The sequence below is a fragment of the Ruegeria sp. BHSA123 genome, assembly GCF_059613425.1.
Window position 1 is genome coordinate 13,963 of record NZ_JBXWSL010000003.1, and the last position, 17,195, is coordinate 31,157.

18 protein-coding genes are annotated in these 17,195 nt (G+C 60.8%); 6 read left to right on the top strand and 12 right to left on the bottom strand.

What is annotated here, in order from left to right:
- Positions 1–2: 2 nt before the first annotated feature.
- Complete coding sequence (locus AC2FNC_RS02155) at positions 3–650, bottom strand: GntR family transcriptional regulator (RefSeq protein WP_267363400.1); 648 nt, start codon at positions 648–650, stop codon at positions 3–5.
- Between the two features lie 100 nt (positions 651–750).
- On the opposite strand from AC2FNC_RS02155, the gene AC2FNC_RS02160 reads away from it, so the two are divergent.
- From AC2FNC_RS02160 to AC2FNC_RS02170, 3 genes are all read left to right on the top strand, one after another.
- Entirely contained in the window at positions 751–1,395 is a 645-nt protein-coding gene (locus tag AC2FNC_RS02160) for a pyrimidine 5'-nucleotidase (protein WP_480476564.1), read from the top strand.
- 87 nt (positions 1,396–1,482) lie between these two features.
- On the top strand, positions 1,483–1,731 hold the full coding sequence (locus AC2FNC_RS02165; RefSeq protein WP_480554699.1) for a hypothetical protein: 249 nt from the start codon (positions 1,483–1,485) through the stop codon (positions 1,729–1,731).
- Positions 1,732–1,805: 74 nt separating this feature from the next.
- Positions 1,806–3,002: a UbiH/UbiF family hydroxylase gene (locus tag AC2FNC_RS02170; RefSeq protein WP_480554698.1), complete on the top strand. Its 1,197-nt coding sequence runs from the start codon at positions 1,806–1,808 to the stop codon at positions 3,000–3,002.
- 12 nt (positions 3,003–3,014) lie between these two features.
- On the opposite strand, the gene AC2FNC_RS02175 is transcribed toward AC2FNC_RS02170, so the two are convergent.
- Positions 3,015–4,142 (bottom strand): aminotransferase class V-fold PLP-dependent enzyme, encoded by a 1,128-nt coding sequence (locus AC2FNC_RS02175; RefSeq protein ID WP_480624324.1) that lies wholly within the window; start codon positions 4,140–4,142, stop codon positions 3,015–3,017.
- Positions 4,143–4,372: 230 nt separating this feature from the next.
- Here AC2FNC_RS02175 and hutC point away from each other — a divergent pair, with 230 nt between their 5' ends.
- Complete coding sequence (gene hutC, locus AC2FNC_RS02180; RefSeq protein ID WP_480493423.1) at positions 4,373–5,074, top strand: histidine utilization transcriptional repressor HutC; 702 nt, start codon at positions 4,373–4,375, stop codon at positions 5,072–5,074.
- A gap of 6 nt (positions 5,075–5,080) precedes the next feature.
- Here hutC and AC2FNC_RS02185 read toward each other — a convergent pair whose 3' ends face one another.
- The gene (locus tag AC2FNC_RS02185; RefSeq protein ID WP_209504239.1) at positions 5,081–5,539 is read right to left on the bottom strand and encodes an Lrp/AsnC family transcriptional regulator; all 459 of its coding nucleotides are present in this window, start codon (positions 5,537–5,539) and stop codon (positions 5,081–5,083) included.
- The gene (locus AC2FNC_RS02190; protein ID WP_480476554.1) at positions 5,536–5,991 is read right to left on the bottom strand and encodes an Lrp/AsnC family transcriptional regulator; all 456 of its coding nucleotides are present in this window, start codon (positions 5,989–5,991) and stop codon (positions 5,536–5,538) included. Before AC2FNC_RS02190 ends, AC2FNC_RS02185 begins: the two co-directional genes overlap by 4 nt.
- Before the next feature lie 131 nt (positions 5,992–6,122).
- Here AC2FNC_RS02190 and ilvC point away from each other — a divergent pair, with 131 nt between their 5' ends.
- Positions 6,123–7,145 (top strand): ketol-acid reductoisomerase, encoded by a 1,023-nt coding sequence (gene ilvC / locus AC2FNC_RS02195; protein WP_480476552.1) that lies wholly within the window; start codon positions 6,123–6,125, stop codon positions 7,143–7,145.
- Positions 7,146–7,191: 46 nt separating this feature from the next.
- Here the strand turns inward: ilvC and AC2FNC_RS02200 are convergent, their stop codons facing one another.
- Both AC2FNC_RS02200 and AC2FNC_RS02205 read right to left on the bottom strand, forming a co-directional pair.
- Complete coding sequence (locus AC2FNC_RS02200) at positions 7,192–7,647, bottom strand: SRPBCC domain-containing protein (RefSeq protein ID WP_496714524.1); 456 nt, start codon at positions 7,645–7,647, stop codon at positions 7,192–7,194.
- Positions 7,644–7,943, bottom strand: a complete 300-nt coding sequence (locus AC2FNC_RS02205; protein WP_480493426.1) for an ArsR/SmtB family transcription factor — start codon at positions 7,941–7,943, stop codon at positions 7,644–7,646. The genes AC2FNC_RS02200 and AC2FNC_RS02205 overlap by 4 nt, the downstream gene beginning before the upstream one ends.
- 90 nt (positions 7,944–8,033) lie before the next feature.
- On the opposite strand from AC2FNC_RS02205, the gene AC2FNC_RS02210 reads away from it, so the two are divergent.
- Positions 8,034–8,936 carry a DMT family transporter gene (locus AC2FNC_RS02210; protein ID WP_267363378.1) on the top strand — a complete coding sequence of 301 codons (903 nt, stop codon included), beginning with the start codon at positions 8,034–8,036 and terminating at the stop codon, positions 8,934–8,936.
- Here the strand turns inward: AC2FNC_RS02210 and glmM are convergent.
- From glmM to AC2FNC_RS02240, 6 genes are all read right to left on the bottom strand, one after another.
- On the bottom strand, positions 8,933–10,276 hold the full coding sequence (gene glmM / locus AC2FNC_RS02215) for a phosphoglucosamine mutase (protein WP_480554693.1): 1,344 nt from the start codon (positions 10,274–10,276) through the stop codon (positions 8,933–8,935). The two genes, AC2FNC_RS02210 and glmM, sit on opposite strands and share 4 nt — an antisense overlap.
- Positions 10,277–10,309: 33 nt before the next feature.
- A complete protein-coding gene (gene folP, locus AC2FNC_RS02220; RefSeq protein ID WP_496714525.1) occupies positions 10,310–11,308 on the bottom strand; it encodes a dihydropteroate synthase in 999 nt (332 codons plus the stop codon).
- Positions 11,305–12,225, bottom strand: a complete 921-nt coding sequence (locus tag AC2FNC_RS02225; protein WP_480476542.1) for a dihydroneopterin aldolase — start codon at positions 12,223–12,225, stop codon at positions 11,305–11,307. The genes folP and AC2FNC_RS02225 overlap by 4 nt, the downstream gene beginning before the upstream one ends.
- A 100-nt stretch (positions 12,226–12,325) precedes the next feature.
- Positions 12,326–13,699 carry a multicopper oxidase family protein gene (locus AC2FNC_RS02230; RefSeq protein WP_496714526.1) on the bottom strand — a complete coding sequence of 458 codons (1,374 nt, stop codon included), beginning with the start codon at positions 13,697–13,699 and terminating at the stop codon, positions 12,326–12,328.
- 73 nt (positions 13,700–13,772) lie between these two features.
- Positions 13,773–14,414, bottom strand: a complete 642-nt coding sequence (locus AC2FNC_RS02235) for a cell wall hydrolase (protein ID WP_496714527.1) — start codon at positions 14,412–14,414, stop codon at positions 13,773–13,775.
- Between the two features lie 187 nt (positions 14,415–14,601).
- Entirely contained in the window at positions 14,602–17,142 is a 2,541-nt protein-coding gene (locus AC2FNC_RS02240) for a putative PEP-binding protein (protein WP_480476946.1), read from the bottom strand.
- Positions 17,143–17,195: the final 53 nt, after the last annotated feature.

A 17,195-nucleotide genomic window follows, 5' to 3' on the forward strand; every position in this document is an offset into this window, starting at 1 on the left:
AATCACTTGTCGCGGCGACTTGCGTCCTGTTTCAGGCGCGTCATGAACGCGATCGAGATATGATCCTTGAGCGCCCGCCCCGCCGCCTCTTCATCGCGCGCGGCAATGGCTTCGACGATGCCTTTATGTTCGCTCTGGGCAATCTCTCCGCGCCCCTGCACGGCCAGCGACGTGGTCGCCATCAAGGCCATAGTCCGGTGCACCAGATCAAGCTGCTGGACAAGGTAGCGGTTGTGCGAGGCCAGATGGATCTGTTCGTGAAAGCGCCGGTTGGCACGTGACAGCGCCATCGGATCGCCCACCAGCTTGTCATCTTCGAGAACCATGTCCTGAAGAACCCTGATCTCTTCTTCGGTGGCGTGTTTGGCAGCCAGCCGCGCGGCGAGCCCTTCCAGTTCGCGGCGCACGATATAAAGCTCGGCCATCTGGTTGTGGTCCAGCGACGCCACGATCAGTGACCGACCGTCCCGTTCCAGCAGAGACTGGGTTTCCAGGCGTTGCAACGCTTCGCGGATCGGGGTGCGCGACACCCCGAACCGTTCTGCCAGCTCGCTTTCCACCAGACGATCGCCGGGCTTGTAGACGCCGACATCAATGGCTTCGAGTATCAGGCTATAGGCATCCTTGGTGGGGGATCGGGTCTGGCTCATGGGGTATTCTGTCTCCTCGTTCGGACATGTCTATCCGTCTCTGGGGGCAGCAATCAAGTACGGCATTGAAATCACCCGGCCCGCGCCCTAAACCCAAGCCATGGTCAAACCGTCCTTCAGTCATGTCACGCAATGGGTGTTCGATCTGGACAACACCCTGTATCCGCCGCATATGCAGCTGTTCGATCAGATCGAAGTTCTGATGACGGATTATGTGGTGCAAGCCATCGGCGTGGACCGGGCCGAGGCCGACAGGCTGCGCGGGCAATACTGGCGCCAATACGGCACCACGCTGGCCGGGTTGATGGCCGAACATGATCTGGACCCCGAGCCCTATCTGCACGCGGTGCATCAGGTGGACATGAGCCATATGGACCCGGATGCAGAGCTGGCCGATCACATTCGCGCCCTGCCCGGACGGCGCATCGTCTACACCAATGGCAGCGCGCCCTACGCCGAGCGGGTCTTGCAGGCGCGCGGGCTTTCGGGGCTGTTTGATGCAATCTATGGCGTCGAACATGCCGGGTATCGGCCCAAGCCCGAGAAAGCCGCCTTTGAAGCCATCTTTGCACAGGATGGCATTCAGGCTGACAAGGCCGCGATGTTCGAGGACGACCCGCGTAATCTGGCCGCCCCGCATGAGATGGGAATGCGCACGGTTCATGTCGCCCCGGACCCGCATGAGGCCGATCACATCCACCATCACACGGACGATCTGACCGCATTTCTGGCCCGCCTGCGGTAGCCTGTCACACTGCGACGATCCGTACGTTCTGCACCCGCATGCGCAGCCCTATATGCGCTGGAGCGACGAACAGAACGGAGAAGCCCCATGAGCGCGATCGATATGCCCGGACGCCTGCCGGTTTGGCAGCGCCTTTTCTTTGCAATTCCGGTTTTCGGGTGGCTGGCCCGCGACGCGGCCAACGGCAAGGCGGAGGACCTGTATTACACCGTCGGCGCGGTCCTCAGCATGTGGGGCTGTTCCGCCATGGTGTTTGGTCTTCCCGGCCTTTACATCCCTGCCCTGATGATGGTGCCGGTGATGTTCCTGGTCCTGATCCTGATCTCGCGCGGCTGAGATACGGGACAGGATGTCACTTGGCGCAGGGGGTGGAACCGAACTAGGGTCTGCCCGAGATGATGAGAGGCGCCATGACTGACAGTTGTGACATCCTGATTTCCGGCGGAGGAATCGCCGGTCTGACCGCAGCGGCGGCGTTTGGAACCGCCGGGTTTGACGTGGTGTGCGTAGATCCCGCGCCACCGATCACCGAACGGGATGTGGACGGGTCCGACCTGCGCACCACCGCCTTTCTGCAACCTGCGCGCGGCCTGCTGGAGCAATGCGGCCTGTGGGCGCGGCTGGATGCCCATGCGGCCCCCTTGCAGATCATGCGTATTGTCGATGCCGGGGGGGACGTGCCCGAACCCCGCGTCGTACGCGATTTCAACGCCGCTGACATTTCCGAGCAACCGTTTGGCTGGAACCTGCCCAACTGGCTGTTGCGCCGGGAAATGGTCGCGCGGCTGGCAGAGCTGCCGAATGTCGATTTCCGCCCCGGCACCGGCACCGTCAGCCTGTTCACCCGCACTGCCGAAGCCCGCGTTGGCCTGAGCGACGGCAGCCGCATCCGCTGCAAGCTGGTGCTGGCCGCAGATGGGTGCAACTCTCCCATGCGCGCGGCCGCCGGTATCAAAGTGCATACAACGCGGTATGGGCAGAAAGCGCTGGCGTTCGCGGTGACGCATCCCGTACCGCACGAGAATGTCTCGACCGAGATACACAGGTCTGGCGGGCCGTTCACATTGGTTCCGCTGCCCGATTGGCAGGGGCAGCCCTCGTCCGCCATTGTCTGGATGGAACGCGGGCCAAATGCCGTTGACCTTTTGACCCTTGATGCCGAAGCGTTTGAGACTGCGATGACAGAACGGTCCTGTGGCCTGTTTGGCCCCTTGAAGCTGGCATCGCGCCGGACCATCTGGCCGATCATCAGCCAGTCCGCGGAACGGCTGGCGGGTGAGCGCATTGCCCTGATGGCCGAGGCCGCGCATGTGGTGCCGCCGATCGGCGCGCAGGGGCTGAACATGTCATTGGGCGATCTGCGCTGCCTGCTGGATCTGGCGCAATCCCAGCCCGAAGGTCTGGGCGACGCGCAGATGCTGGACGCATATCACAAGGCGCGCCACACCGAGATCGAGATGCGGGTCAAAGGGATCGACCTGCTGAACCGCGCCTCGATGATCGAGGCGCGCCCGCTGCGGGATGCGCGCGCAATGGGGCTGAGCGCGCTTTATTCTCTGCCCCCTGTGCGCAAGACGCTGATGCAGATGGGCCTTGGCGTTCGCTAAGGCCCGGCCTGTTTACAGAACCTGATCCAGCACGCGTTTCAGGCGCGCGATGGTGGCGTCTACATCATAAAGCTTGTCCAATCCGAACAGGCCCAGACGGAAGGTGCTGAAGCCTTCGGGTTCGTCACATTGCAGCGGCACCCCGGCGGCAATCTGCATCCCCAGAGCGGCAAATTTCTTGCCGTTCTGGATTTCGGGGTCCGAGGTGTAGCTGACCACAACGCCGGGTGCGCCGAAACCGTCAGCCGCCACCGAGACAATGCCATACTCCTTCAACATCGCCCGCACGCCGTCGCCCAATGCCCATTGCGCCTTGCGCAGCTTTTCGAACCCGTATCCCCTGGTTTCTGCCATGGTGTCGCGGAAAGCCAGCAGCGCATCGGTGGGCATCGTGGCGTGATAGGCGTGACCGCCATTTTCATAGGCCTGCATGATCTGGCGCCACTTTTTCAGGTCGATGGCGAAACTGTCCGAGCTTGTCTGTTCCAGACGCGCCTCGCCCCGTTCGGACAGCATGACCAGACCGGCACAAGGCGATGCGCTCCAGCCCTTTTGCGGGGCCGAGATCAGGACGTCGACGCCGGTGGCTTTCATATCCACCCAGGCACACCCGGATGCGATGCAATCCAGTACCATCAACGCACCCACCTCATGCGCCGCGCTGGCCAGGGCGGTCACATAGTCATCCGGCAGGATGACACCTGCCGCCGTTTCAACATGCGGTGCGAACACAACACCGGGTTTCTGTTCGCGAATCGTTGCGACGACCTCGTCAATCGGTGCGGGCGCAAAGGGGGACGGGCTGGTATTGCCGGTCTCGCGCGCCTTCATCACGGTGGTCGAGCTGGTCAGGGCGCCGCTTTCGATGATCTGGCTCCAGCGGTATGAAAACCACCCGTTCCGAACCACAAGGACTTCCGCCCCGCGCGCGAATTGCCGGGCGACCGCTTCCATCGCATAGGTGCCACCGCCCGGAATGACGGCCACCCCGTCTGCCTTGTACACCTCTTTCAGCATGGCAGAGATGTCGCGCATTACCCCCTGAAACTTTTGGGACATATGGTTCAGCGAGCGATCGGTGAATACGACCGAGAATTCTTCGAGCCCGTTCGGGTCAACGTTTTTCAGCAAGGCAGGCATATGGCGTCCTTTCAATATCGTCAGTGCAGTCTTGGTCTCTTTACCTTGGCCAGTAAAGCCATTTCGCGACAAATAGTGACGCCACGGAATGCGGGTAAAATCGGCCTGTTTGGTGCTGTAGGACGCTGGGAACACAAGAAAATGACGCCAACCAGTGTCACTTCCCCTTTACACTTCTGCTTGCTTCTGAACAGATGCGCACACTTTTTACTTGAAGGGATATTTTTCCTGTGACGATTCATAAGCGTATTAACTTCCAGTCCGTTCGAGATGAAGTAAAACGACGTATTGAAAGCCGCGTGTGGCCTCAGGGATCTTTGCTACCGACCGAAACGCAACTGGCGGAAGAATTCAATTGCGCCCGCGCGACGGTGAACCGCGCCCTCAGGGAACTGGCCGATCAGGGTTTCATCGAACGCAAGCGCAAAAGCGGTACGCGGGTCAAGAAAGAACCCAGCAAACACGCCAAGCTGGAATTCTCGCTGGCGCGACAGATGGTCGAAAGCCAGAATGCCGCCTATCGCTATGCGCTGGTGGAACGGACTGTCGAGGCCTGCCCCCGCTGGCTGTCCTCTCAGCTTGATGTCCCCGCCGAGACGCGGGTTCTGCATGTCGTTTGCATGCATTACGCGGACAACCGCCCGTTCCAGCTTGAAGAGCGCTGGATCAATATCGGAACCGTCCCCGATGTGGAAAAGGCCGACCTGACCCAGCAAGGACCGCATGAGTGGCTGTTGAATGCCGCTCCGTTCAACGATGCCGAGGTTGCGTTCTGCGCGATTTCCGCTGATGCAAGGCTGGCGGAATTCATGGGAACCACGGCGGGCGCGCCGATGATCCAGATGGAGCGCACCACATGGAAAGAAGACAAACCGATTACGTTTGCCCGCCTGACCCATCATCCCGGATATTACATCCGCACCAGATACTAAGGCAGGTCACCCAATCGGTCCCGGCAGCCGTTCCTCGCTCAGCAGAACATTCGCTTCGACATCGCCTGCGCCGGGCAGCGTCATGATCCGGCGCCGCAACACGCGTTCGAAATCGGACAGGTCCCGCGCCACGACGCGCAAACGGTAGTCGTACAGACCCAGAACATGCTCGACAGTCTGAACTTCAGGGATGGCGCTGACGGCGCGTTCGAAATCCTCAAGGCTGATCTGGCCCTTGCGCGCCAGCTTGACCCCCAGAAACACGGTCACGCCAAAGCCGAGCGCCTCGGCATTCAGGCGCAACCTTCGGCCCTTGATGATCCCGGCGTCCTCCAACCTGCGGATACGCCGCCAGGTGGCGGGTTGAGACAGATTGAACCTCCGACCCAGGGCACCCGCGCTTTGGGTGGCGTCCTGTTGCAGCGCACGCAGCAGACGGCGGTCAATCTCGTCCAACTCGATCATACCGGCAACACCTCGTCCCGCTTGACTCGCGCGATATGCATCAGCGCTTCGATATCGGCGATATGCGGCAGGGTCAGGATCCGGTCCCGATAAAGCTGCTGATAGTGCTTCATATCCCGCGCTATGACCGACAGGCGGACATCCACCCGGCCCAGAAAGGTCTGGATTTCGATCACCTCGGCCACGTTGCGGGCCTCTTCCATAAACTCGTCAAAGGCGCGGGCCTGTGTCTTGTCCAAGGTGATCCGAAGCGACACTTCGACAGCATAGCCCATTGCGGCCCAGTCGATCACCGCCTCCTGCCCTTCGATGATCCCGGCCGCCTGCATCTTTTCCAGCCTGCGCCAACAGACGCCAGCGCTGATCCGGCACAGATCGGCAAGTTCCGCGGTGGTCAGGCTTGGGTTGGCCTGAAAATGGCGCAAAATGCGCCGGTCGATATCGTCAAGCATGATTTTTTCGGTATTTTCCGTTTCCAAGAATTATTCTTCATCTTTTTCACAAATACTCAAGCCCAACCCTATCGCCAATCGGACGCCCGGCAGGTAGAACCGCCCCAACCAAACCAGAAAGGACCGGCAAAATGCGCGTCTATTACGATCGCGATTGCGACATCAACCTGATCAAAGACAAGAAAGTGGCTATCCTGGGCTATGGCAGCCAGGGTCACGCCCACGCGCTGAACCTGCGCGACTCGGGCGCCAAGAACCTGGTCATCGCCCTGCGCGAAGGCTCGCCCTCGGCCAAGAAAGCCGAAGCAGAAGGTCTGGAAGTGATGGGCATTGCCGAAGCGGCTGCCTGGTGCGACGTCATCATGTTCACCATGCCCGACGAATTGCAGGCCGAAACCTACAAGAAATACGTTCATGACAACATCAAGCCGGGCGCGGCCATCGCCTTTGCCCACGGCCTGAACGTCCATTTCGGCCTGATCGAGCCGAAGGACGGCGTTGACGTCATCATGATGGCCCCCAAAGGCCCCGGTCACACCGTGCGTGGCGAATACACCAAAGGCGGCGGCGTGCCCTGCCTGGTCGCGGTTCACAACGATGCAACCGGCAAGGCGCTGGAAATCGGCCTGTCCTACTGCTCGGCCATCGGTGGCGGCCGTTCGGGCATCATCGAGACCAACTTCCGCGAAGAATGTGAAACCGACCTGTTCGGCGAACAGGCCGTTCTGTGCGGTGGTCTGGTCGAACTGATCCGCTGCGGCTTTGAAACTCTGGTCGAGGCCGGTTACGCACCCGAGATGGCCTATTTCGAATGTCTGCACGAAGTGAAGCTGATCGTTGACCTGATCTATGAAGGCGGCATCGCCAACATGGATTACTCGATCTCGAACACGGCCGAGTATGGCCAGTATGTCACCGGTCCGCGCATCCTGAAATACGACGAGACCAAAGCCCGCATGAAAGCGGTTCTGGACGACATCCAGCAGGGCAAATTCGTCCGTGACTTCATGCTGGAAAACGCCGTTGGCCAGCCGACCATCAAAGCGTCGCGCCGCGCCAATGACGAGCATATGATCGAAGAGACCGGCGCCAAGCTGCGCGGCATGATGCCGTGGATCTCGGCCGGCAAGATGGTCGACAAAGAAAAGAACTAAACCTGACCGATGTCAGGCAAAGGGCGGCCCAAGCGGTCGCCCTTTTTCATTTTAAGACCGCTTTGGCAAAGCATTCGCACAGCACGAAATCCCATCCCGTATCGTAGCCGCCGCGCTTTTCGGGCGCTTCCCCCGCCCAGACGTCCCAGCCGGAATGCGTCAGGGTGACTTTGGCCTGCCCCGAACCACAATCCTCAAAACGCACATCGACGCGCGTTGGAGACTCCCTGCTGGTGCCCGGATGCCAGGTGAATGCCACGGATTGGCCGGGATCAATTGCCAGCACCTGACCCCAGTCGGCACGGGTTCCGTCGAACATGACCTCATAGACCGCGCCACCGATCCGGGGTTCAATAACCACGTCCCTTGCCGGTTGTCCCTGCGATGCGGAAACCGCGTGGCTGTCCAGCGGCCACCATGTCCCGATGCGGTTGACGAAGATGTCGAAAGCGCGCGCAGCAGAGGCACTTACGACAATTGTCTTGACTATCGGGTCTGTCATGGCCTCTCTCCCGCTCTGTTCACCTCATCTGCAAAGCTGTTCATCACGTCGCTCCAGTAACGGTCGAGCCATCTGCGCAGCTCTGCCAGCCCCTCGGGGCGCACCGCATAGATCCGGCGCGTCCCTTTCGCGTGGCATGTCACCAGCCCAGCATCAGACAGCACCTTGAGATGTTGTGAGACGGCCGGTCGGCTTACTGGCAGCTTTGACGCAAGTTCACCTACTGCCTGAGGCTGGCTGGCGACGGCTTCGAACACCTGCCTGCGGGTCGCATCGCCCAAAGCTGAAAATGTCATATCGTAAGTCATTGCTTACGGTAAGTGGAAACTAACATAAAGTCAAGATCAGCCCGTGACACCGGCGCGCACGCGGGATAAGGGGATGGAATGGTTGAACAACCCACGAAGCAGGACTGGAGCGGCGTTTTCACGCTGGGGCTTATTTGGGGCGGCACATTCATGGTCGTCGCGATGGCATTGGAAGGCTATGGCCCGATTACCGTGGCGACATCGCGCACCACTTTGGGTGCGGTGACATTGCTTGTCCTGATGCGGATCACCGGGCGCCGTATGCCGGTTTTGACACCCGCGCTGACAACATCAATCCTGCTGATTGGCGTGTTGTCGACTGCGGTGCCTTTCATGCTGCTCAGCTGGGGGCAGCAATATGTACCCTCGGCCTTTGCAGGGCTGTCCATGGCCGCAATTCCGCTGATGGTGCTGCCGCTGGCGCATTTCTTTTCCGATGAGCCGCTGAACCTGCGTCGGTTTCTGGGCGTATGCCTTGGGTTTTCCGGCGCATTGGTCCTGATCGGACCCGGTCTGGCAAAGCTGGGTCAAGGGACCGAGCCGCTGGCGCAGCTGGCCTGTATCTCTGCCGCCCTCTGCTATGCCTCGACATCGATTCTGACACGACGCTGCCCGCCGGTCGAGCCGCTGGCGCTGGCCGCGCTGACCCTGCTGGTCGGCGCTGTTCTGCTGGTGCCCATCATGCTGCTGGTCGAAGGTGTCCCTACTTGGCAGGGCAACCGCCCATCGCTGGCCCTGATTGTCCTTGGGCTGATCCCCACAGCTTTCGCCAATTTGCTGCGGGTTTCGATCACCCGCAGCGCCGGATCGGTGTTTTTGACGCTGGTGAATTATCAGGTGCCGATCTGGTCGATGGTGTTCGGGGCCTGGATCCTGTCCGAGGCCCTGCCCCTGCGGTTCTACGTCGCCCTGGCCCTGATCTTGACGGGCATGGCCATCAGCCAATGGTTCAGCCTGCGCAGGGTTCTGTTCGGGCGCTAGCCTGCGGCGGCTTCGACCTCGGCCACGATACTGTCGACGACCTGTACCAGCAGCGCGTCATCCTCGCATTCGGCCATAACGCGGATCAGCGGCTCGGTGCCGGATTTGCGGATCAGCAACCGGCCCTGCCCGTTCAGCCGCGCCTCGGCATCGGCAATGGCAGCTTTAACGCTTTGAACTTCAAGCGGAGTTTGACCGTTGGCATAGCGGACGTTCTTCAACAGCTGCGGCACGGTTTCGAACTGCTTGGACAGGTCCGAGGCTTTGCGACCAGACAGAACCATCTCGGCCAGGAAATGCAGGCCGGCCATCAGGCCGTCACCGGTGGTGGCATAATCGCTCATCACGATATGACCGGATTGTTCACCGCCCAGGTTGAAGCCGCCTTCGCGCATGCGCTCGACCACATAGCGGTCGCCGACAGCCGTGCGTTCCAGTCGCATGCCGTGTGACGAGAGGTGCCGTTCGAGCCCCAGATTGGACATCACCGTGGCCACAAGGGCATCGCCTTTCAACTGCCCGGATTTTTTCCAGGCCGTCGCTAGCAGCGCCATAAGCTGATCGCCATCGGCGATCTGACCGGTCTCGTCGACGATAACAACCCGATCCGCGTCGCCGTCCAGACAGACACCAACGTCAGCGCCATGCGCCACGACGGTTTCGGCGGCCAGTTGCGGCTTGGTCGATCCGCAGTTGAGGTTGATGTTCTTCCCATTGGGCGAAATCCCGATCGGGATCACGTCTGCACCCAGTTCCCAAAGAACCTCGGGCGCGGTGCGGTGGGCGGCGCCATTGGCACAGTCGATCACCACCTTGAGACCATCCAGACGCACATCGCGCGGCAGCGAGGATTTTACACGCTCGCCATATCTGAACCGGGCGTCATCAACACGACGCGCCCGTCCGATATTCTGGGCCTGAGCAGGCCGGACACCTTCGTCGATCAGCTTTTCGATGTCGATCTCGGCCTGATCGGACAGTTTATAACCGTCGGGGCCAAAGAACTTGATGCCGTTGTCCTCTGCCGGGTTGTGGCTGGCCGAGATCATGACACCCAGATCGGCCCGCATCGACCGCGTCATCAGGCCCACCGCAGGCGTCGGAACCGGTCCTAACAACAGCACATTCATTCCCGTTGACGTCAGACCGGCGGTCAGCGCGTTTTCCAGCATATAGCCGGACAGGCGTGTGTCCTTGCCGATGACGACCCGGTGCACACCGGTCGCATCACGCCGGAAATAGCGCCCCACCGCAGCCCCGATGCGCAACGCCATTTCCGCCGTCATCGGATGCGTGTTGGCCGTGCCCCGCACCCCGTCGGTTCCGAACAGCTTGCGCATTGGTGTCACTCCGTGATTTTCCGTGAGACCGGATTACCGGACAGCGGCCCATAGACGCAAGGCCTGAGCGGTCTCGGCGACGTCGTGAACGCGAATGATCTGCACGCCCTGAGACAATCCGGCCAAAGCCACAGCAATTGAACCCGGCGCGCGGGCAGTCTTGTCAGGCTCCCGTCCAATTGTTCCGATAAAGCCCTTGCGGGACACGCCCAGCAGGATCGGGCAGCCAAGCCCGTGAAACAGGCTGAGATTGCGCAGCAAGGTCAGGTTGTGATCCTCGGTCTTGCCGAAACCGATACCTGGATCGACGATGATCAGGTCGCGCCGAAGCCCCAAGCTTTCCAGCAGAGCGATCTGGGTTTCGAGGAAGTCATAAACATCCAGCAACACGTTGTCGTAGCTGGGGTTTTCCTGCATCGTGGCTGGATCACCCTGCATATGCATGACGCAGACCGGTGTGCCCTTGTCGGCGCAAAACGGTGCCAATTCGGGATCGAAAGTGAACCCCGAGACATCGTTGACCAGCCCCGCGCCCGCCGCACACGCCGCTTTGGCGACGCTGGCTTTGCGGGTGTCGATTGAAATCAGGGCATCCGTTTGTGCGCGAATCGGCTCGATCACCGGGCGGGTGCGGGCAATTTCCTGATCTGCCGGAATGAAATCCGCGCCCGGGCGCGTTGATTCCCCGCCAATATCCAGAATGGTGGCTCCATGCGCCACCATCCTTGCAGCGGCATCGCGGGCGGCCTCGACGGAACTGTGAACACCCCCGTCCGAGAAACTGTCAGGCGTGGTGTTGAGAATGCCCATGATGTGCGGCACCTGCATATCCAGCCTGGCGATGGGTGCGCGCGGGCGGGTCAACCGCTCCAGTGCCCCACCGGGAATATCCGATGCTGCCATGATCTGCGGTGCGGTATCGCGCCCAAGCGCTTCGACATGGGTAAACCACAGGGGCTGACCGGCCAGAGAATACGCGCCAGCGGGCCGGGTCTGGCCGTGCTGAACCAGCGGTCTGAAATAGATGCTCACAATTCGGCCTGATCCACGGCCACAGCCCGCAGGGGGGTTTTGGGCGTTTTCGGCAATTCGCCGCCGATGACCATCATTTCGCTGGCTTCAAAGGTCGCCGCAAACCATGCAGCCAAAGCCACGGCGTCGGAGGGCGCGGCGGACGGACCATCCACCGCGTCCAGCACGATCTTGGACGGGGCCCAGACACAGATCTGGCCGTTCTTCATGGCCCAGTCCAGTTCCGTCCGGGTTGAAACCACCTTGCAGCGGTGATCGCGCGCGGCCAGAACCCACGCGTTCTGCTCGATCGCCAGCAGGTCAATCCGGCGCTGTGTCATTGCGTGGCCGGTTTGCGGCGCAGCCAGGTCTGACGCCCCCACACACAGGATCAGCGGGCGCTGTCGGTTCTGCAACTGGTCGATCCACCCGGTCAGATTGTCCGACGCGATAGCGTCATTCGACAAGTAGACCAGACGGGGATGCGGGCGATCTTCCTCGGTCACGTCGTGATGAACCGAGTCTTTCCCCCGCACGATCTCGACCCCGAGAGCGCCTGGGCCGCGATCCAGTTTTTCGATGCGAACAAAGACCCTTACAGCCTGTGGTTCATGCAAGATACGTTCGGCTACACGCTCGGCCAGGGTTTCAAGCAGGTTCAGACGCTCGGCCGCGAGTTCATAGGCAATGGATTCCGTCACCCGGTCATAAGACAGGATGCGATCCACATCGTCGTCAATAGGGTCGGTCAGAGGCCGGACTTCGACCACGATATTGAAACAGATCCGCTGGGTTGTTCCCCGCTCGGCCTGAAACGCACCGATTTCAACCTCGACAATATGGTCGCGCAGGGAAATGCGGTCCAGCGGCCCTCGGGGCGAGGTCGCCTCGGACCGTTCGGTCGGGTGCGCAAATGCCAGTCGGATTTCAGAACTCATGGGTCCGGCCTTTTCGGCTTGTTGCAGGGCTTGCCCTCTATAGGCGTTGCAAGGGCCTATAACATTCAAACAAACGCCATTCCAACCGCCGAATGCGGCGTCAGGTGACGCGAAACCAGCTCATCATACCCGAAGCGGCATGTCCCAGCATATGGCAATGCAACAGCCAGTCCCCCGGATTATCCGCGACCAGAGCGATCTGGCGGGTTTGTCCGCGATCAACCAAAACAGTATCGCGCCACGGGCCAAGCGATCCGTCCGGCTGGATCAGTCGGAAGTGGTGACCGTGCAAATGCATGGCATGTGGAAAGACTGTTTCATTGACGAACTCGATCCTGTGAAGACCCCCGGTCCGGGCATCCAGAAACGGTTCGGACGGGCGTTCCGCATAACCGTTCAGGGCCCAGAACCGGCCCAACTGCGCCAGTTCTTGGCCTGACAATTCTGTGTCCCCGATCCGGGCGCTGTCCAGCCAGCGCATCGCCCCGCCTTGCAGGGACATCCGGTGCGATGGTGCGGATGAGACATCCTCGATGACTGGCAAAGGGTTGGGCGGCAACGCTGACACGCCTTGTCGCGGCGCAGGTGCGAAGGGTTCGTCAACATCAAACCGAACGATGCCAAAGGCACCATCGCGCTCAACGCTCACCAGACTTGCCGTATCGCCCGCAGCCACGACATCCACAACAAGATCGATGCGTTGTGCGGGGGCGATTGGGAAAGCCCCAGACAATGGGATCGGCGTTTCCAGTGGCATACCGTCAAGAGCGACGATCCAACCAGACAACCCGTCAAGATTCAGGTCAAAAATCCGCGCGTTGGAGGCGTTGATCAGGCGTAGCCGGAGACGGTCGTTCCGTCGCGCCTCAACGCGAGGGTCAAGGGATCCGTTGACAGTGATGATATTCCCCAGCCGACCAGCATGGCTGAGATCATGGCCATTGTCGAAATCATCCGTGATCTGAGCGGTTTCCGGATCAAGCCGCCAGTCGTCCAGCATCAGCACCAGATCCTGATCCACATCGGGGGCAGCAGTTTCTTCGACGATCAGCGGCCCGTAAAGCCCGCGCGCAACCTGTTCCATCGACTGGTTATGCGCATGATACCAATAGGTCCCTGCGTCGGGAACGACGAAGGAGTAATCAAAGCTTGCGCCCGTCTCGACCGCGTCCTGCGTCAGGCCGGGCACGCCGTCCATGGCGTTTTCGATGCGAATGCCGTGCCAATGGACCGACGTGGCTTGCGGAAGCTGGTTCATCAGGGTGCGCTGGATGCGGTCGCCCTGCCTGACACGCAGTTCAACGCCGGGGACAGACCCGTCATATGTCCAGACTTCCGTTTCAGGATAACTTTCTGGCGCGATCGGGTGTTTGGCTACACGCGCATTAAGCGGTGCAAAACCCGCGCTGGCCACACGCGGCATCAGCAATGCTGCGGCGGCGGATTGCAAAAGGTGTCTGCGGTTCAAAATCATCACGGGCCTCCTGGCCCGCAATATAGGGTGCAACCTGCCCCACGCCAGCAAGCTTCCAGCGCGGGTGCGTCAATCAGTTGCTCGCTGTCCGGTAGTTGTGACGGTAAAAAACATGCACGCCGATTTTCGCGGTCTGTTTATAGACCCGCGACCAGGACGGGCGCACCGACGTCGTGTGATAGTGTGTTGCCCCTTCGGTCAACTCATTTGCCACGCCATCAATGGCTGCCCGCGCGACTTTCGCCACACGCTCATACGCCTTTTTCTCGTGGATGACTTCCTTGCGGCCATCGCAGGTATACGTGAACTGGCACTGGTATTTCTTGCCGGTCCCCTGATGGATCACCCCGCACAGGGAATCCGGGAAACGGCTGCTTTTGACCCGGTTCAGGATCACCTCGGCAACCGCGAACTGGCCGCGCACGCTTTCGCCGCGCGCCTCGAAGTACAGGGCTTCGGACAGGCATTTCCAGTTTTCACCACCGGAGGCCTTTGGTTGCTGGTCAAGCCAGTCTTTGGAGAAGGACACTTCGACAGGTTCAGCCGCCTTGCGGGGCTGGAACAGCTTGAAATAGTCCCGAAAACTTTGCGCTGGCAGCTCGCTGCGGGCGACAAGTTCTTGTTTTGCAGTATCAGTCGCTTCCTTCTCAGCGAAGGATGCACTCGGCAGAACGGTTGCCGCCACTGCGGCAACAGCCAATATGTAACGTAGCATCAGATAACCTCGCACAGGCACATCACGCGCCTTACCCTCCCCCGGCGGGCGCGACGAGGCTGATACCCCAGACTGACGCAAAGGTCCAGTATCTTGAAAAAAGCAAGTGGAAAATCGCCCGTAGCGAAAATATTTTTCGCCTACGAGTGACCGTATAACCCACTATTCCTTGGGGTCCGGCGCGGTGTCAACCCCCAAGTCTGGAGGAAATCGCCAGTTGAGCGGCAGCCAGCCGAGCGACCGGAACCCGGAACGGTGAGCATGACACATAGTCGAATCCAAGATCGCGGCAAATGGCGATTGATTCGGGGTTCCCGCCGTGTTCGCCACAGACCGAAAGGGTCACATCCGGCTTCGCGGCACGCCCGCGTTCCGCCCCGAGTTTCAGCAGCTCGCCCACCCCGTCCGGATCAAGGACATGGAACGGATCTTCGGTAAAGACCCCCTGCCGCACGTAAGCGGACATGAAACGACCGGCATCGTCGCGGGACAGGCCGTAGGTCATCTGCGTCAGGTCGTTCGTTCCAAAACTCATGAAAGCAGTCTGTGGCGCGATCTCTTCCGCGCGCAGACAGGCGCGTGGCGTTTCGACCATGACGCCCAGCCGATATTCGAACTTCTGCCCGCGTTCCGATTCAACGGCGGCGGCGACCGAGTCGATGCGGGATTTGACCAGTTCAACCTCGCGCTTGGCGGATACCAGCGGGATCATCACTTCGGGCACCACCGGAGCACCGTTTTTTCGGGCGTCAAGCGTGGCTTCAAAAATCGCGCGCGCCTGCATGTCGTAGATCTCGGGTACGGTGACACCCAGACGAACGCCGCGCAGGCCCAGCATGGGGTTGTATTCGGTCATCGCCTCAACCCGGCGTTCGACGTCGGACACGGGCAGGTCCAGCGCCTCGGCCAACTCCCGTTGCCCGGTGCGCGTTGTCGGCAGAAATTCATGCAAGGGTGGATCGAACAGGCGGATGCAGACAGGCTGACCTTCCATGATCCTGAACAGCTGAACGAAATCCTCGCGCTGCATCGGAAGCAGGCGTTCCAGCACCGCCGCCCTGCCCGCCGAGGTTTGCGCAAAGATCATTTCGCGCATCACGATCAGACGACCGGGGTCAAAGAACATGTGTTCGGTCCGGCACAGACCGATCCCCTGGGCCTGAAAGTTCCGGGCCGTCTGCGCATCAGCCGGTGTGTCGGCATTGGCGCGGATTTCGATGTCACGCTCGGCATCGGCCCAGCCCATCAGCGTCTGGAAACAGTCATCCAACGCGGCCTCGAGCATGGCGGGCTGACCGGCCAGCACCTGACCCGAGCTGCCATCAATGGTGACAATATCGCCGGTTTTGAATACCCGGCCATCCGGTGCGGTCAGCATCTTGTCTTTCGTCTGAAACCGCATTTCCGAGGCCCCGACGATACAGGGCAGACCCAATCCGCGCCCGATCACGGCCGCGTGGCTGGTCATGCCGCCTTTTTCCGTCAGAACCGCAACGGCGGCGTGCATCCCGCGCACATCCTCGGGCGAGGTTTCCCGGCGCACCAGAACACATGCCTCGCCACGGGCGGCACTGGCCTGTGCTTCGGCCGAGGTAAACACGATCTTGCCGGTCGAGGCACCGGGGCTGGCACCAATGGCCGTGGTCAGCACATCGCGTTGCGCATCGGGGTGGACCTGACGGTGCAGTAGTTCGTTCAGCGCGTGCGGGTCGACACGCATCACCGCCTCTTGCGGCGGTATGATACCGTCTTCGGCAAGACGTACGGCAATGCGCATGGCCGCGCGGGCCGATCGCTGCACCCGGACACCATCCAGAATATGCACGGTGCCGTCCTGAATGACGAATTCGACCTGCATCTCTTCGCGCAGTTTCTCGCGCATCAGCGCGGCCTGAGCCTTGACCTCGGCGAAAGCATCTGGTGCGACCTCTTCCAGCGATGGGCCGCGCGGGTCTTTTTCCAGAAACAGGGCTGCCACATCTTCACCCAGCGCATCGCGCCCCTGACTCTGGCTTAGATAGCGGCCGGTGATTTGTGGCATTCCGGTCGTGGAATCAACCAGTTGCAGAACGCCAGATCCGCATTCGCCTTTCCCGACGCCGGGGATCATCTCTTGGATGACCAACCCAAGCCCGGCATCTGCGGGTGCCCCCTTGGCCTGCCGCAGCAAGCGCGCGGACGTCCCGTCCCATGCACGCGCCATCGAGCGCAGAACGCCGATCAGCTGTTCGCCCCTGTCCTGCGGAAAGACCTCGTCGGTTTCATCCTCGTAGGCGCGCAGCGAGTGGCGCAACCCCTCGCGGCCATCAGCTTCGATGTCATCGAACACATCCGCATCCAGCCGTGCCACGTGGATCGCATAGCTTTGAACGAACCGCAGATACAGAGCTGCGGCGGCCTCGGCGCCCATGGTGTCGGACAGGTCGACATAGCGCGCGTCGTTCATTCCGATATTGAGAACCGCGCCGGGGCCGCCCCAATCGGGATCTTCGGAACTGGGTCGGACGCATAGCAACGAGGTCGGGTCGAACTGTTCGAGGATCGCCGCAATATCCGGGATCGCCCCTTCTGCAATCTGGTGAACGGCATCAAATGACAGCGCAACGGTTCGGGGCACCGGCAGGTCCAGCCGGACCAGACGTTGCAAACATTTGGCCCGCCCGCCATGTGTATGGGCGGTGACAGGCGCATCGGATGTAATGAGCGTTGTATTCGGATTATTCTGCACTGCAGCACCTTTTGGTTTGTCTGCAGCATAGGCGCTTGCGCCCTTCACGCAAG

Bases quoted from the DNA above. Each gene is read 5' to 3' on its own strand.
- glmM (WP_480554693.1), bottom strand. From the start codon at position 10,276: ATGCGCAAGCTGTTCGGAACCGACGGGGTGCGGGGCACGGCCAACACG.
- AC2FNC_RS02190 (WP_480476554.1), bottom strand. From the start codon at position 5,991: ATGCTTGACGATATCGACCGGCGCATTTTGCGCCATTTTCAGGCCAAC.
- ilvC (WP_480476552.1), top strand. From the start codon at position 6,123: ATGCGCGTCTATTACGATCGCGATTGCGACATCAACCTGATCAAAGAC.
- AC2FNC_RS02185 (WP_209504239.1), bottom strand. From the start codon at position 5,539: ATGATCGAGTTGGACGAGATTGACCGCCGTCTGCTGCGTGCGCTGCAA.
- AC2FNC_RS02235 (WP_496714527.1), bottom strand. From the start codon at position 14,414: ATGCTACGTTACATATTGGCTGTTGCCGCAGTGGCGGCAACCGTTCTG.
- AC2FNC_RS02170 (WP_480554698.1), top strand. From the start codon at position 1,806: ATGACTGACAGTTGTGACATCCTGATTTCCGGCGGAGGAATCGCCGGT.
- AC2FNC_RS02175 (WP_480624324.1), bottom strand. From the start codon at position 4,142: ATGCCTGCCTTGCTGAAAAACGTTGACCCGAACGGGCTCGAAGAATTC.
- AC2FNC_RS02155 (WP_267363400.1), bottom strand. From the start codon at position 650: ATGAGCCAGACCCGATCCCCCACCAAGGATGCCTATAGCCTGATACTC.
- AC2FNC_RS02210 (WP_267363378.1), top strand. From the start codon at position 8,034: ATGGTTGAACAACCCACGAAGCAGGACTGGAGCGGCGTTTTCACGCTG.
- AC2FNC_RS02165 (WP_480554699.1), top strand. From the start codon at position 1,483: ATGAGCGCGATCGATATGCCCGGACGCCTGCCGGTTTGGCAGCGCCTT.
- AC2FNC_RS02205 (WP_480493426.1), bottom strand. From the start codon at position 7,943: ATGACATTTTCAGCTTTGGGCGATGCGACCCGCAGGCAGGTGTTCGAA.
- AC2FNC_RS02200 (WP_496714524.1), bottom strand. From the start codon at position 7,647: ATGACAGACCCGATAGTCAAGACAATTGTCGTAAGTGCCTCTGCTGCG.
- AC2FNC_RS02225 (WP_480476542.1), bottom strand. From the start codon at position 12,225: ATGAGTTCTGAAATCCGACTGGCATTTGCGCACCCGACCGAACGGTCC.
- AC2FNC_RS02160 (WP_480476564.1), top strand. From the start codon at position 751: ATGGTCAAACCGTCCTTCAGTCATGTCACGCAATGGGTGTTCGATCTG.
- AC2FNC_RS02230 (WP_496714526.1), bottom strand. From the start codon at position 13,699: ATGATTTTGAACCGCAGACACCTTTTGCAATCCGCCGCCGCAGCATTG.